Genomic DNA, 14,710 nt, shown 5'->3' with positions numbered 1-14,710 from the left:
TCCCCGGGGTCAGCGGCGGGTGGCGCGGTAGGCGCGCCAGCCGAGGACCCCGATGATGGTGCCCAGGGTCAGGGAGACGACCGCGATCACCAGGTGCACGATCAGGTAGTACGTCGGCGAGCCGCCCGCCCAGGAGCGGTCGCTGTTCCAGATGTTGCGCACGAAGTTCGGCCACAGCAAGTACGACCACACGCCGAAGGCCAGCAGGAACAACGCAACGCGGCGGGAAATTGTCACGACCCCCAGTATCCGCTGTAACCTGCTTCACTCACTCTTCCGGGGGCGGTCGACGTCCCGGTCTCGCACCGGGTTGGTTAGCCTGCTGCGTGTGCCTCTGAGTGCTCGCGGCCCGGCCGCCTTGCTCCGCACGAAATCCACGCTTAGCGGGGCCCTTTGCACCTTCGCCGCCTCGCTCATGCTGGCTGCCGCCGGCCCCGCCGCGGCCCAGTCACCCCCGGCGTGCCCCCACGTCGCTCCGCCGCCGCCGGTGGACACCTCCGAGGTGCCCGCCCCGGGGGTCCCGATGCCCGAGCCGGTGCCGGTTCCGGAGACCCCGGTCGGCGGCGACCGGATGGGCGAGTGCGGCGTGATCGTCGCGCCGGGGCTGCCGCAGCCGCCTCCCGAGGTCACCGCCGACAGCTGGGTGCTGGCCGACCTCGACAGCGGCACCGTGCTGGCGGCGAAGGACCCGCACGCCAGGCATCGCCCGGCGTCCACGATCAAGGTGCTCACCGCGCTCACCGCGATCCGCGAGCTGCGGCTGGACGACACCATCGTGGTTAGCCAGGAGGACGCCAACCAGGAGGGCAGCCGGGTCGGGCTCAGTCCCGGCGTCACCTACACCGTGCAGCAGGTGCTGACCGGCCTGATCCTGCAGTCCGGCAACGATGCCGCACACGCGCTCGCCATGAAGATGGGCGGGGTGGACGTCACGCTCGGCAAGCTGAACGCGCTGGCCCACAAGATCGGCGCGCTGGACACCCGGGTCACGACACCGTCCGGTTTGGATGCCGCGGGCATGAGCACCTCAGCCTACGACCTGGCGACCATCTTCCGGACGGCGATGCGCGAGCCCGCGTTCGCCGCTGTCATCGGGACGCACAACGCCGTGCTGCCGGGCGCACCGGGCGGCCCGCCGCTGGAGGTGTGGACCGACAACCAGGTGCTGCGCAGCTACCCGGGCGCGATCGGCGGCAAGACCGGGTTCACCGACGATGCTCGGCACACTTTCATCGGCGCGGCCGAACGCGACGGGCACCGGCTGGTGGCGGTGCTGATGCATGGCGAGAACCAGCCGATCCGGCTGTCCGAGCAGACAATGCGCCTGCTCGACTACGGATTCGTACTCGGCGGGCGTTCGCCGGTCGGCGAACTGGTGACCACGTCGCCACGGCCCCCCGCCGCGGACAACGCGGCCGATGCGCAGGGCACGCCGGAGAGCGGGCAGCGGCAAAGCTCGTCGATGTTCGGCACGGTCGGCGGACCGCTGACGCTGCTTGTGGTCGTCGCCGTTGTCCTGATGGGTGTCCTAGCGGTCCGGCAGCGCCGCGCGCGACGAGCCGCCGCGGCGCGCCGCAAGCAAAACGAAAACGATCACCCCTGACCGGACTCGCATCCGGCGGCCCGCCGGCCGTGGTCGGATTAGTCGACTGACATCTTTAGTCAACCAATGAGGACTGTGCGCCGGAACATTAATTGCGAAACGGCATGTCCCCCGGTGGACTGCGCTTTGAAATGCACACCCCGACCGTCCGAAATGACGTCACAGATCGGCTTGGGCCGTGGTGCGGGGTCGCAAGTTCGCGGACGGCGTCGCGCAATTCGTCGGGGGCGATGGATGACGAAGGGTCAGCGACTCGTCGGATCGGATGTGACACGCGTCTCCCGGCAGAGCAATCAGGGCGAGTTCTGACCGGTTTTGCGCCCATGAAGAGCGCCGCGCGGCGCTTTAGTGCTTGCGGCGCCAAACCCAGCTTGCGACCGCGCCGAGGCCCACCAGGCCCGCAGTGGCACGCACGCCCACCCGGTTGCGGACCTCGACTACCGGGCGGATGATCGCCGGGCCCGGCGGTTGCGGCGGTTCGATCTCCAGGTTCTCCCGGGCCGATGCCGTCCACGCCGTGACGAACAGGATGAACCGCGCGGCCAGGTTGGCGAACACGAGCAGACCGAGGATCGGACCGAACGCCACTCCCGCCGGCGAGTTGGTGACGATGTTCAGGTAGATCACCCCGGCCTGCTTGAGGATCTCGAACCCGACCGCCGCGAACAGCGCACCCCAGACCGCGCTGCGCAACGTGACGCGCTTGCGCGGCAGCAGTGCCAGCACCCACAGGAACACCAGCCAGCTCTCCGCCAGCGACAGCACGATCGACAGCACCCGCAACACGAATCCCGCGGCGGGGCCGTCCTTGATCCCGACCAGCTCGAACAACTGCACCCCGACGCCGCCGCCGAGCGCGCTGATACCGAACGAGACGGCCATCGCCGCACCGAGCCCGATCAGCGCCAGCAGGTCGGAGGACATCCGCCGCACGATCGACTGCTTGGCGGCCTCCTGCGTCCACTGCGCGGTCAGCGCCTCCCGCAGGTTCGTCATCCAACCGAGTCCCGAGTACAGCGCCGCGAGCAGACCGATCACCCCGACCGTCCCGGCCTGGCTGATTGCCTGTTCGACGACGCGGTTGAGCATGTCGCTCATCGCCGGGCTCGGCACCGCGGAGGTGATCGAGGTCCGCAACCGCTCCAGCAGGTCCGGGTTGCCGCGCAGCACGAAAGCGGCGGCGGCGAAGCCGATCATCAGCAGCGGCACCAGCGCGAGGACGCTGAAATACGTGATCGCGGCGGCGTAGTAGTCGCCGTACTGACTTTGATAGCGCTCGAAGGCGCGGATGAGCCGGTCCAGCCACTCGTGGCGGCGCCGCAGCAAAGTCAACCGGCTCGGTTTCGTGTCCTGCTCCGGACCGGTCACGGTGCACCTCCTGCCGCAACGGCACCACCCGGACGGTGGCAGGTTACCCGCAGTCGATCAGCTCAGCTCATCGGTCGAAGGAAGCCCACCCGATCGAAGACACTCCGCAGGGTTTCGGCAGAAACCTCGCGCGCCCGCTCGGCGCCCCGGTGCAGGACCTTGTCCAGCTCGGCCGGATCGTCGAGGTAGGCGCGGACCTGCCGCTGGAATGGGGTGACGAACTCGACCACGACCTCGCCGAGCTCCTTCTTGAGGTCGCCGTACCCCTTGCCCTCGTAGGCCGCCTCCAGGTCGGCGATGCTGCGGCCGGTCAGCGCGGAATAGATCACCAGCAGGTTGCTGATGCCCGGCTTGTTGTCGACGTCGTAGCGGATCTCCCGCTCCAGGTCGGTGACGGCGGAGCGGATCTTCTTGGCCGAGCGCTTCGGTTCCTCCAGCAGCTCGACGACCCCGGCGGGCACCGACTTGCTCATCTTCGAGGTTGGGTCCTGCAGGTCGTAGATCTTGGCGGTCTCCTTGGGAATGTGCGCCGCGGGCACCGTGAAGGTGTTGCCGTAGCGGGAGTTGAACCGTTGCGCCAGGTTGCGGGTGAGCTCCAGGTGCTGGCGCTGGTCCTCGCCGACCGGGACCGCGTCGGCCTGGTAGAGCAGGATGTCCGCGGCCTGCAGCACGGGGTAGGTGAACAACCCGACGCTGACGTGGTCGGCATCCTGGCGGGCGGACTTGTCCTTGAACTGGGTCATCCGGCCCGCCTCACCGAACCCGGTCAGGCACTCCAGGACCCAGCTGAGCTGGGCGTGCTCCGGGACGTGGCTCTGCACGAACAACGTCGAACGGTCGGGGTCGATGCCGATGGCGAGCAGCTGGGCCGCGGAGAGCCGGGTGCGCTGGCGCAGCACCTCCGGGTCCTGCGCGACGGTGATGGCGTGCAGGTCGACGACGCAGTAGAAGGCGTCGTGGTCGTCCTGCATCACGACCCATTCCCGCAAGGCGCCCAGGTAGTTGCCGAGGTGGAAGGAGTCGGCGGTGGGCTGGATGCCGGACAGCACGCGCGGCCGCGCCGCGGGCTTGTCGCTGATCTGGGGTGCGGGGCTGTCACTGCTCACGTGGTGATTCTCGCAAGTCCCGCAAAGGAGGCGGGAGCGACCTCTCCGGTTCTTGCCCGGGGGTCAGCCCTTGCGCTGGTTCTCCGGCTGGATCTTCTTCTTGCGGAACGCGCCCGCGACCATGCCGACGACTCCGAGCCCGATCGCGGTGAGGCCGACCGGCGTGCTCAGCGAATCCATGGGGCCGGCCGCGAAGGCGGTAGCCCCGGTGGCGGCGGCACCGTCGGCCATCGCCAGGAGAACCGCGGCGGCTGCGACGCCGAGCACGGAGACGCGCGTGACCACGCGAGATATTCGGCTACGCACGAGCGTGCCTCCCTACGACAGTTGACCCGTTTCGGGTCACCTACTCGCCTGAGCTCGGTGGCGGACAGTACCGACCACCCGTTGCGGACGTGGTCGCTCTGCGTAAACCGGCCACGACGGAATGATCATATTTTCCGAATCGCGACGGCGCTCGGCGGGTCTCCGGGGGGCAAAACCGCGCTGGCCAGCGATCGGAACCGGCCCGGGAGGCGGTTCCGGCACCGCAACGAGTTTGTGTTTTGCGCCACACTCGCCCGAGTTAGGCCGGGCTGATCCCGAGCTGTACCCGGCCGAGTCGCCCGTAAGTGGTGGTGCGCTGCCGCGGCGGACGGCCCGCCCGACCGGCCAGTTCGTGCAGCTCTTCGACGCTCCGCGCCGAGCCGTGCTCGGATCCGGCCATCCGGCTGATGGTCTCCTCCATCAGCGTTCCGCCGACGTCGTTGGCGCCGCCGTTGAGCACCTCGGAACTGCCGTCGTCGCCGAGCTTCACCCACGAGCACTGGATGTTGTCGATCCGGCCGTGCAACAGGATTCGCGCCATCGCGTGCACCGCGCGGTTGTCCCGCCGCGTCGGCCCCGGGCGGGCGAGCCCGGCGAGGTAGATGGGCGCATTGCGATGCACGAATGGCAACGGGACGAACTCGGTGAAGCCGGCGTTGCCGTGCTCGGCAGCAGCATCCTGAACGCCGGCCAAGGTCCGGAGGTGGCCGAGCCAGTGCGCCGGCGTGTCGACGTGGCCGTACATCATCGTCGAGGAGGACGGGATGCCGAGCCGGTGCGCGGTGCTGACCACCTCGATCCACTCGGCGGCGGGAAGCTTGCCCTTGGTCAGCACCCAGCGCACGTCGTCGTCGAGGATCTCCGCGGCGGTGCCGGGGATGCTGCCCAGACCGGCCTCCTTGAGCTCCGCGAGCCAGTCGGCGATGCTCACCCCGGCCTTGGCCGCGGCGCTGACGATCTCCATCGGGCTGAACGCGTGGACGTGCATCTCGGGCACCCGCCGCTTGATCGCGCGAACCAGGTCGGCATAGCCGGACACCGGCAGCCGCGGGTCGATGCCGCCCTGCATGCAAACCTCGGTGGCTCCGGCCCGCCACGCCTCGTCGGCGCGATCGGCCACTTCCTCCGGCGAGAGCCGGTAGGCGTCCGCATCGCGCTCGCGCTGCGCGAAGGCGCAGAAGCGGCAACCGACGTAGCAGATGTTCGAGAAGTTGATATTGCGGTTGACCACATAGGTGATGTCCTCGCCGACCACGTCCCGGCGCCGCGCGTCGGCGATCCCGGCGAGCGCATCCAGCGCGGCCCCGTCGCAGGTCATCAAGGCCATCGCCGCAGCGGCGCGGCCCTCGTCGAGCAACGCGGCCGGGTCGGACTCGGCCAGCCGCAACCCCTCGCGCACGTCGGTGTCCAACCGCTCCGGAGCGGCGTCGGCGGGCAGTTGCCGGCGCAGTTCGTCCCAGTCGCCGTAGACGGTGTCGAAGTCGCCGCGGCGATCTTCCGTGCGGCCGGTCGTGTCGATGCTGGTGTGCAGGTCCGTGCGGCCGATGGATTCGAAGCCGCCGTCCGGCTCCTGCCACTCCCGGCCGACCGGTTCGGCGTCCGGGCACGCGAAACCGTCCGAATCGGACAGCGCCGCGACGTGGCCGGCCACCCGCAGGTCCAGCCACTGGGTGCTGTCCCCGGTCAGCCCGGCGCGCACATAGCGCGGGTAGGCGGTCAGGCGTTCCCGCAATTCGAAGCCGCCTTCGCGGGTCTGCGCGGCGAGATCGTCGATCTGCGGCCAGGGGCGTTCCGGGTTGACGTGGTCCGGGGTCACCGGGGAGACCCCGCCCCAGTCGTCGATCCCGGCGCGCAGCATCAGCAACTGCTCGTCGCCGATGAGGTTCGGCGGCGCCTGCACGCTCACCCCGGAGGGCATCAGTAGGCGCGCGACCGCGATCGTGGCGGCCAGGTCGTGCAGGTCGGCGTCGGGCATGCCGCGCATCGCGGTGTCCGGTTTGGCCCGGAAGTTCTGCACGATGATTTCCTGGATGTGCCCGTACTGGCGGGCGGTGCTGCGCAGCGCGAGCAGCGACTCGGCGCGTTCGGCGCGGGTTTCACCGATGCCGATGAGGATGCCGCTAGTGAACGGCACCGCGACGCGACCGGCGTCGGCGAGCACCCGCAGCCGGACGGCGGGTTCCTTGTCCGGGCTGCCGAAATGCGGGCCGCCCCGCTCGCGCCACAGCCGCTCGGCGGTGGTCTCCAGCATCATGCCCATGCTCGCCGCGACCGGCTTGAGCCTGGTCAGCTCCGACCAGCTCAGCACGCCGGGGTTCAGGTGCGGCAGCAGGCCGGTTTCCTCCAGCACCGCGATCGCGCAGGACCGCACATAGTCCACTGTGGAGGAATAGCCGCGCGCTTCGAGCCACTCCCGGGCGGCGGGCCAGCGCTCTTCCGGCCGGTCGCCCAGGGTGAACAGGGCCTCCTTGCAGCCCGCGGCCGCGCCCTGCCGGGCGATTTCCAGCACCTCGTCGCGTTCCAGGTACGCGGATTCCACCCGGTGCGGCACGGTGGCGAAGGTGCAGTAGTGGCAGCGATCCCGGCACAGCCTGGTCAACGGGATGAACACGTTGCGGCTGTAGGTGACCACGCCTGGATGTCCCTCGGCGACCAGGTGCGCGTCCCGCGCGCGCCCGGCGGCGTCCAGCAGTTTCTCCAGGTCATCGCCGCGAGCGTGCAGCAGGACCGCGGCCTCGGCGGCGTCCAGCGAAACGCCATCGGTGGCGCGGCGGAGAGCACGACGCATGGCCGACGCGCTCGGGGTGGGCTCCGGCGGGGACAGTTCCAGATCTACAACCGACACCCGCCGACTCTAAGTCGCAAAAGCCCTGCTGCCCAGCCATCATCAGCGTGCGCCATGCCTCACTACCGGCTAGTGAATTACTCCGTTTCGCCCTACCGATGATCATCACTTCCCGCGCAAAATCCGACGAATACCACTGGGTGAATAGCACTTTGTCTCCATAGGAGGGACACGTGTCACGCACTAGGATGAGTCGCCGGGCGATGTGCATCGCCGGCTCGGCGCTCACATCGGCGCTGCTGATACCCGCCGGCGCCGTCACTTCGGCCGAGCCCGCGTCCGCCACAGCCGCCGCATCGGCGCACTTCGTCGTGCTCGGCCCCACCGGCTACGGCTTGCGGCAGACCGAGAATTCCGTGCGCGCCGTCGGCGGCACCGTGGTACAGAGCTGGCCGCAGATCGGCGTGGTCGTCGCGACCTCGACCGATCCGGGCTTCGCCCGCGCGGTGCGTACCCAGCCCGCCGTGGAGCAGGCCGGTGCCAGCCGCAACCTCGCCGAGCAGCTGCCGCCCGCGAAATCGCAGCGGCTGGAGCCGTTGGAGGGCACTGCCGCCGCGACCGTGTTGGGGGTCAAGGCCGGTCAGGAGCCGCTGGAGCCCGAGCAGTGGGACCTGCCGCAGATCAAGGCCGACCAGGCGAGCGCGATCTCCCAGGGCAGCAAGGACATCACGGTCGGCGTGCTGGACTACGGCATCGACCCGACGCATCCGGACCTCAAGCCGAACCTGGACGTCTCCAAGTCGGTGAGCTGCGTGCAGCAGGGCGTCCCGGACACCCGGCAGCAGGCTTGGCAGCCACAGAACGCGACGCAGGCCCACGGCACGCACGTCGCCGGCACCATCGCCGCCGCGCGAAACGGGATCGGTATCGCCGGGGTTGCCCCTAACGTCACGCTGGCCTCGGTCCGGATCATCGACGACAGCGGCTTCATCTACCCCGAGTACGCCGTCTGCGGCTTCATCTGGGCGGCCGAACACGGCTTCGACGTCACCAACAACTCGTACTTCGTCGACCCCTGGTTTCTGTGGTGCGACGGCGACCCGGATCAGAAGGCCGGTGCCGAGGCGGTGCGCCGCGCCGTCGCGTACGCGCAGAGCAAGGACGTCGCGAACGTGGTGTCGGCGGGCAACAGCAACTGGGACCTGTCCAAGCCGATCCACGACACCTACAGCCCGAACAACGGCGGCCCGGTCCAGGACCGGCAGACCGGCCACGACTGCCACGTCCTGCCCGGCGAACTGCCGGGCGTGGTCTCGGTGTCCGCGGTGGGCGTGCAGGCGGTGAAGTCGTACTACTCCAACTACGGGCTGGGGTCGATCACGGTCACCGCACCGGGGGGTGACGCTCGGCAGATCCCGCCGACGCCGACGCGCAACGGCCGGGTGCTCTCCTCGGTTCCCGGCGGCGGCTGGGGCTGGATGCAGGGCACCTCGATGGCCGGGCCGCACGCGGCCGGTGTGGTCGCGTTGCTGCGCAGCGCGCACCCGAACTGGAACGCCCAGCAGGTGATCGGCGCGCTGACCAGCCAGGCTGACGCGCTGGCCTGCCCGCAGCACTACGACCCGGACGGGGACGGCAAGCCGGACGCGGTCTGCGCGGGCGGCAACAGCGGCGCCGGCTTCTACGGCGCGGGCCTGATCGATGCCCTCGACGCCGTGCGGAGGTAACCACAACCCCACTTGTGGGTGATGACTGAGGGGTGTCTGGTCCGGCCATACCGGGCGATGGCACCCCTCAGTCTGTCCTGTTCGCACGATCTGGGCTTGCTTGACCGAGTTGGGGGCAGGACGCTCTGATCCGGAGGGTTGTCGGGCGGGAGTGAGGCGGGGTCGTGGCTGATTCGGAGACCTTCGTGATCGTCGGGGCCGGCATGGCCGGTGCCAAGGGGGCGCAGGCCCTGCGCGAACTCGGGTTCGACGGGCGCATCGCGCTGCTCGGGGACGAGCCGCACCGCCCGTACGAGCGTCCGCCGCTGTCGAAGGACTATCTGATGGGCAATGCCGAGTTCGACAGCGCTTACGTGCACGACGAGTCCTGGTACACCGACAACCGGGTGGACTTGCAACTCGGCGTGTCGGTGCGGCGGATCGACCGGGCGCTGCGGCAGGTCGAGCTCTCCGACAACAGTCGGCTTGACTTCGACAAGCTGCTGATCGCGACGGGCGCCAATCCCCGATCGCTGCCGGCGCCCGGCATCGACGCCGAAGGAGTCCTGTACCTGCGCCGGGTCGAAGACTCCGATCGGATCAAGCAGACCCTGGCCGACATCGAACGGCTCGTGGTGGTCGGCACCGGCTGGATCGGCCTCGAAGTCACCGCCGCGGCGCGCGAAGCCGGCGTGGCCGTGACCGTCGTCGGGACGAGCGAACTGCCGCTGCTGCGGGTCCTGGGCCCGGAGGTGGCCGAGGTCTTCGCGGCGCTGCACCGGGAGCACGACGTGGACTTTCGCTTCGGCACCACGATCAGCGAGATCACCACCGCCGACGGCCGGGCGACCGGGGTTCGGCTCAAGGACGGCGCCGCGGTCCCGGCCGATGCGGTGCTGATCGCGGTCGGCGTGGACCCGGAGGTCACGCTCGCCCGGCAGGCCGGGCTGCGGGTGGACAACGGCATCCTGGTCGACGCGGGGCTGCGCACCGGCGACCCGAACATCGTCGCGGCCGGTGATGTGGCCAACGCCTTCAACCCGTTGCTGGGCAAGCAGATCCGGGTGGAGCACTGGGCGAACGCGCTCAACCAGCCGACCACCGCGGCGGCGTCGATGCTGGGGCGCGACCGCAAGTACTCGGAGTTGCCGTATTTCTTTACGGATCAATACGACCTGGGCATGGAGTACCTCGGCTATGTCGAGCCGGGCGGCTATGACCAGGTGGTGTTCCGCGGCGACGTGGCGGCCCGCGAGTTCATCGCCTTCTGGCTCGCCGAGGGCCGAGTCCTGGCGGGCATGAACGTCAACATCTGGGACGTGACGGACCAGATCAAGACCTTGATCACCTCGGGCACCACCGTCGATCTAGGCGCGCTCACCGACCCGGACACCCCGCTCAACGAGCTGATCGCCCGCTGATCGCCACTCCACGATCGCAGTCCAAAGAAGCAGTCCAAAAGCCTTGGCACCCGCCTCGGCGTCGACCGCTCGGAACCGGGCCGTCCCGCACCGGCCTTGGTGGCCGCGTTGACCGGGGTCGTCCGCCTTGCGGTGTCCGGCACCACCGAACTTTTCCGAAGAGACAACGATTACCTTCAGCTCAAGCACTACGCGCAGAGCGGTTCAAGGGAAGGCACCCATGCGAAAGCTGACTTACCTGGTCGCGTCGACCATCGACGGCTTCATTACCGGCCCGGCCAACGACAACCCGGACTTCTTCCTTTACGAAGGCGATCACGGCACCTTCCTCCGCGCGGAGTACCCGGAGGTCATGCCGACCCACATCCGTCCGCTGATCGGCCTCTCCGGCGCGCCGAACAAGCACTTCGACACCGTCCTGCAAGGCCGCGGCAGCTGGGACATCGGTGCGCGGGCGGGGATCACCAATACCTACCAGCACCTGCGGCACGTCGTGTTCTCCCGCAGCATCACCGAAAGTCCCGATCCTACCGTGGAATTCGTCGCCACCGACCCGATCGAACGGGTGCGGGAGCTCAAGCGGGAAGACGGCATGGGGATCTGGCTCTGCGGCGGCGGAAAGCTCGCCGCGGTTCTGCGTCCGGAGATCGACGAGCTGATCATCAAGCTGCACCCGATCGTCGCGGGCGCCGGAATTCCGCTTTTCGGCGGCGAATTCGCGCCCGAGCAGTACGACCTTACCGACACCCAGGTCTTCAGTAGCGGCGTCATGCACCTGACCTACACCAAGCGCTGACCCGCGAACGCCGTGGGCGGCAATGGCGCAGTTCCCGGACGGGGCACTAACAGGACCTCAACTTGAGATCAAGACCACGGTTCACTGCTTCCTCAAGCGCTAGGTCCATTTCCTGGCTTTGCACCCCTCGCTCCCCTGGGGCTTGCGAATGCTCTCTTCGATGCCATGGCTTTCAGCCACGCCCGCGCCCGCTGATCCAGATCGCGGACATCGGTCCACTCATGATCGACCGGAATGGCGGCTATTCGATGGTCGTTCTCGTGCACGGCTCCGGTATCGCCCAACAACACGTCGATGGTCAGATCTCCACGTCCCCAACGGAACGTGCAGCCGCCAAGGTAGAGCCAGATGCAAGGGAGTTTGGCCATGTCATTACTCCCGCTGGCGAAGCAGCGCGGCAAGTCGGGTAAGCATGTCGGCGAGCTTGTCGCGTTCGTCCGTGGAGACCTCGCCCATAGGCAGCCGGAACGCCATCTGATCGAGATCCCATTGAGCCTGCCGGAGCAGGACCGCGAGATTGGCGGCCGAGCTCATGGGCTTTCCGATCAGCTGCGGTTCCCGGCTCATAGCCGAACCCGCTTGCGGCGCTTGCGCATCCGTGCCCATTCCTGGTTCTTCCGACGCTGCTCCTTCCAGCGCCGCAGCCACATCACCACTCTGTGCCTCCCGTCGAGAAGCAGTCCCGACCAGTCGGGGGGAGATTCGCCAGAGGAGTTGCTCGGGACCGCTCCACGGGAAATTATCGGCGGTGCCATGCCGCGGGTGTAGTGCTATGCGCGTTGTTGGGTAAATTCGTCGGCAACCGAAACAAGAAAATCTCTCGCCTCGTCCCCGGTCATCGATCTCTCGCGGAAGTGTTCGAACAGGTTCAGGTGATACGAGATGTCCTGATAGTCGCGCAACGCGATTGAACCGGAGAAGAGTTCGACCTTGACCAGCCGATCGTCGTATACCACGAACACGTTCAGCGGCGAGGAGTTGACCAACGCACGGTGGGGAAGAATCGCAAGCTCAACATTGGGCCGGTTGGATAATGTTGCCATATGCCGTAGCTGGCCGACCATGACAGTGGCGGCAGCGCGCTTCAACCGCACGGCTTGCTCGGTCATCAGGAAGTAGAACCGGCGTGATTCGTCGTTCAGCGCATCCTGACTTTCCAGCCGTGCCTGGACAGCGCGGTCGATATCCCTCGCGGGTCTTCCCGCCACGCCGGGTGTGAGCACCGAACGCGCGTACTCGCGCGTCTGGAGAAGCCCGGAGGGGATAGCGGGAAGGAACTGGCGGACCGCCGATGACGATTCGGCAAGTGCCTTGATCTCGGCTTGCTTCCACCAGATACCCAGACGGGCAGACGAACGCAACGATATGTATTCGACGTTCGCGGTTCGGGCCAGCGATAGGACTTCTTCCCGGACTTCGGGAGACACTTCGAGCGCCTTGATGATCCGTTCCACATCAACCACCGTGGGAAGCGACCGACCGGACTCGATACGGCTGATTTTCGACTGCGACATAGCAGCCCGAACGGCCAGCCTCTCACCCGAGAGCCCGGCCGCCTTGCGTAGCTGCTTCAGCGTCTCGGCAAGGTTTCTTCTGTCCCACTGCCCGGTGTCAGGTTCGAGCATCCCACTCGCTCAATGGAACGGCGTTATCCAAGGCCGTGTCTCGCCACTTGAGGTACTGCGTCAGGTCCGGGTCCTCCCGCTGGTCGATATCGATCAGGGTGCCGTCCGGCCGGAAGTTGAGATCAACCACTAACGACTCATCGAAGAGCCAGAAATCATGGGACGGCAGGTCCAGGTCAAGATCGGCCAGGTCAAGGATCCGGATATCTTCCCCGGCTTCGATGTTGCCGGGGATGCCCCAAGCGAGTTGGTACCGCTGATACTCGCTCAATGGCCGCCGGACGGTACGGACCCGGCCAATGATCTTGCCCGCCGACACCAGCGACCGGACCCTCGCATGCCAGCTGGCGTTGCGTCCCGCCGGTTTCGGCTCGCCCGCTCGGAACCGGCGCAGGTTCTCTTGCTCTCGCGCAATGGTGTAGGTCGGCTGGCACTCGAACCGCCAGGCCGACCGTTCGCATCCGGTGAACCGGTCGCGGAGTCGTTCGCCTGCTACCAGCACTTCAGCGCCCCCCGTCAGCCGCTGGACGGTCTCAGCGCTGCCGGATTCGGCCAACGCCACGACTGCATCGAGCAGGATGTCCGGGGGCAGCTCGACCGCTGTCTCCCCTTTCCTGAGCGTCAGTCCCTCCGCCTCCGTGACCCGCTCACCCTGAATGACCGCGGTGCCCCGGTCTGAGAGGTAGACCGCCGGACACTCATCGTCGTCACAGCCAGATACCTTGCGGAGCCTCATGTTTCACAGCGTTGGTGATCACGCGGACCGGATCAAGGTGCGACGCCCGACTAGTCACGATGTTGCATAACTTGGCCCCGGTTGCAGTAGTCCCGCCTACGGCCAGTCGAAGGACACCGTGACCGGGCAATGGTCGCTCCAGCGTTGGTCATACGTCGGAGCCTTCTCCACCACGGCCGACACGGCGCGCTGTGCGATGCCGTCGGTCGTGACGACCAGATCGATCCGCCAGCCCGAGTCGTTGTCGAACGCCTTGCCCCGGTAGGACCACCAGGAGTACGGCCCGGGGCCTTCGGGGTGGAGGCGGCGGACCACGTCCGCGTAGCCGCTCTCGAAGACCTGAGTCAGCCAGGCTCGCTCCTCCGGCAGGAAACCGGCTTCTTTCTGGTTCGCCTTCCAGTTCTTCAGGTCGATCTGCTGGTGCGCGATGTTCCAGTCGCCGCACACCAGCACCTCGCGGCCCTCCGCCGCGGCGCGCTCGCGCAGGTCGCCCAGGTGCGCCAGGAACTCCTTCATGAAGCGTTCCTTCTCGTCCTGGCGCGGCGTGCCGACGTCGCCGCTGGGCAGGTAAAGGCTGGCGATCACGAGGCCCGGCAGGTCGATCTCCACGTACCGGCCGCTCTCGTCGAACTCCGCCGAGCCGAACCCCGTGCGCACCGCCGCAGGCTCGGCGCGGCTGAAGATCGCCACCCCGGCGCGGCCCTTCGCCGAGCTCGGCGCCAGCACGGTGTGCCAACCGGTGGGCTCGCGGACCTCGGCGGCGAGCTGCTCGGATTCGGCCCGGGTCTCCTGCAGGCAGATCACGTCGGCCTCCGCAATACCCTAACTGTGACACCTTTTCTTCACTGGACCCCCGTGGTGCGAAAACCACTGTACCGCAAGGGTTTCGCAGTGTTAAACACGATCATAACGTAACCGGCCACGATGCTCAGTGGCTGAGCATCGTGGCCGGTTCGGTGCAAACTCTGGGCGGGTGTTGGTGGTCTACCCGCAGTCGCTTCCTGGGTAGTCCGGAGTGCCGTTCGGGGTGACCTCGACGAGGCCCTTGATCATGATGGCGCGCACGTGAGCGTCCACCTTCCAGATGGGCATCGATGGGTCGGCGAACACTTCGGGTAACTTGCCGTACCTCCGGCGGATGAGGATCACCTCTCGCCTGTCCATGTCGGTTCTGATGAGCTTGTACTCCTCGGCCACACCGTCCACGCACCTTCGAGGCCATGCACTATCTTTGCCGCGCTCTCCCCGACCTGTGAGC

13 protein-coding genes and 1 pseudogene are annotated in these 14,710 nt (G+C 67.7%); 4 read left to right on the top strand and 10 right to left on the bottom strand.

Features of this window, described 5'->3' with window-relative positions:
- Positions 1 to 9 precede the first annotated feature (9 nt).
- A complete protein-coding gene (locus BJ970_RS12590; protein ID WP_184726428.1) occupies positions 10 to 237 on the bottom strand; it encodes an SCO4848 family membrane protein in 228 nt (75 codons plus the stop codon).
- Between the two features lie 91 nt (positions 238 to 328).
- On the opposite strand from BJ970_RS12590, the gene BJ970_RS12585 reads away from it, so the two are divergent.
- Positions 329 to 1,603 carry a D-alanyl-D-alanine carboxypeptidase family protein gene (locus BJ970_RS12585; protein ID WP_312864227.1) on the top strand — a complete coding sequence of 425 codons (1,275 nt, stop codon included), beginning with the start codon at positions 329 to 331 and terminating at the stop codon, positions 1,601 to 1,603.
- Positions 1,604 to 1,948: 345 nt separating this feature from the next.
- On the opposite strand, the gene yhjD is transcribed toward BJ970_RS12585, so the two are convergent.
- The 4 genes from yhjD to BJ970_RS12565 form a co-directional block, all read right to left on the bottom strand.
- The gene (gene yhjD, locus BJ970_RS12580) at positions 1,949 to 2,971 is read right to left on the bottom strand and encodes an inner membrane protein YhjD (protein ID WP_184726427.1); all 1,023 of its coding nucleotides are present in this window, start codon (positions 2,969 to 2,971) and stop codon (positions 1,949 to 1,951) included.
- A 62-nt stretch (positions 2,972 to 3,033) separates the two neighbouring features.
- The gene (trpS, locus tag BJ970_RS12575) at positions 3,034 to 4,077 is read right to left on the bottom strand and encodes a tryptophan--tRNA ligase (protein WP_312864226.1); all 1,044 of its coding nucleotides are present in this window, start codon (positions 4,075 to 4,077) and stop codon (positions 3,034 to 3,036) included.
- Positions 4,078 to 4,140: 63 nt separating this feature from the next.
- Positions 4,141 to 4,362 (bottom strand): hypothetical protein, encoded by a 222-nt coding sequence (locus BJ970_RS12570; RefSeq protein WP_184729402.1) that lies wholly within the window; start codon positions 4,360 to 4,362, stop codon positions 4,141 to 4,143.
- A gap of 280 nt (positions 4,363 to 4,642) precedes the next feature.
- Positions 4,643 to 7,171, bottom strand: a complete 2,529-nt coding sequence (locus BJ970_RS12565) for a bifunctional FO biosynthesis protein CofGH (protein WP_221467834.1) — start codon at positions 7,169 to 7,171, stop codon at positions 4,643 to 4,645.
- Between the two features lie 230 nt (positions 7,172 to 7,401).
- On the opposite strand from BJ970_RS12565, the gene BJ970_RS12560 reads away from it, so the two are divergent.
- From BJ970_RS12560 to BJ970_RS12550, 3 genes are all read left to right on the top strand, one after another.
- Positions 7,402 to 8,895 carry a S8 family peptidase gene (locus tag BJ970_RS12560; RefSeq protein ID WP_312864225.1) on the top strand — a complete coding sequence of 498 codons (1,494 nt, stop codon included), beginning with the start codon at positions 7,402 to 7,404 and terminating at the stop codon, positions 8,893 to 8,895.
- Positions 8,896 to 9,059: 164 nt separating this feature from the next.
- The gene (locus tag BJ970_RS12555; protein WP_184726425.1) at positions 9,060 to 10,295 is read left to right on the top strand and encodes an NAD(P)/FAD-dependent oxidoreductase; all 1,236 of its coding nucleotides are present in this window, start codon (positions 9,060 to 9,062) and stop codon (positions 10,293 to 10,295) included.
- A 220-nt stretch (positions 10,296 to 10,515) separates the two neighbouring features.
- Positions 10,516 to 11,091 (top strand): dihydrofolate reductase family protein, encoded by a 576-nt coding sequence (locus BJ970_RS12550; RefSeq protein WP_184726424.1) that lies wholly within the window; start codon positions 10,516 to 10,518, stop codon positions 11,089 to 11,091.
- A 372-nt stretch (positions 11,092 to 11,463) separates the two neighbouring features.
- Here the strand turns inward: BJ970_RS12550 and BJ970_RS12545 are convergent, their stop codons facing one another.
- The 5 genes and pseudogenes from BJ970_RS12545 to BJ970_RS12525 all read right to left on the bottom strand — a co-directional run bounded on the left by BJ970_RS12545 (position 11,464) and on the right by BJ970_RS12525 (position 14,649).
- A complete protein-coding gene (locus BJ970_RS12545; protein ID WP_184726423.1) occupies positions 11,464 to 11,739 on the bottom strand; it encodes a hypothetical protein in 276 nt (91 codons plus the stop codon).
- A gap of 122 nt (positions 11,740 to 11,861) precedes the next feature.
- Positions 11,862 to 12,716, bottom strand: coding sequence for a helix-turn-helix domain-containing protein (locus tag BJ970_RS12540; RefSeq protein ID WP_184726422.1), 855 nt, complete (start codon positions 12,714 to 12,716; stop codon positions 11,862 to 11,864).
- Entirely contained in the window at positions 12,703 to 13,452 is a 750-nt protein-coding gene (locus BJ970_RS12535; protein ID WP_246470828.1) for a DUF6879 family protein, read from the bottom strand. The genes BJ970_RS12540 and BJ970_RS12535 overlap by 14 nt, the downstream gene beginning before the upstream one ends.
- Before the next feature lie 96 nt (positions 13,453 to 13,548).
- A pseudogene (locus BJ970_RS12530) lies at positions 13,549 to 14,262 on the bottom strand (exodeoxyribonuclease III); the annotation flags it as partial.
- Between the two features lie 174 nt (positions 14,263 to 14,436).
- On the bottom strand, positions 14,437 to 14,649 hold the full coding sequence (locus BJ970_RS12525; RefSeq protein WP_184726421.1) for a hypothetical protein: 213 nt from the start codon (positions 14,647 to 14,649) through the stop codon (positions 14,437 to 14,439).
- Positions 14,650 to 14,710: the final 61 nt, after the last annotated feature.

The sequence above is a fragment of the Saccharopolyspora phatthalungensis genome (genome assembly GCF_014203395.1).
Lineage (GTDB): Bacteria > Actinomycetota > Actinomycetes > Mycobacteriales > Pseudonocardiaceae > Saccharopolyspora > Saccharopolyspora phatthalungensis.
The sequence above is the reverse complement of the archived record's forward strand: the minus strand, read 5'-3'. Positions and strand labels throughout refer to the sequence as shown.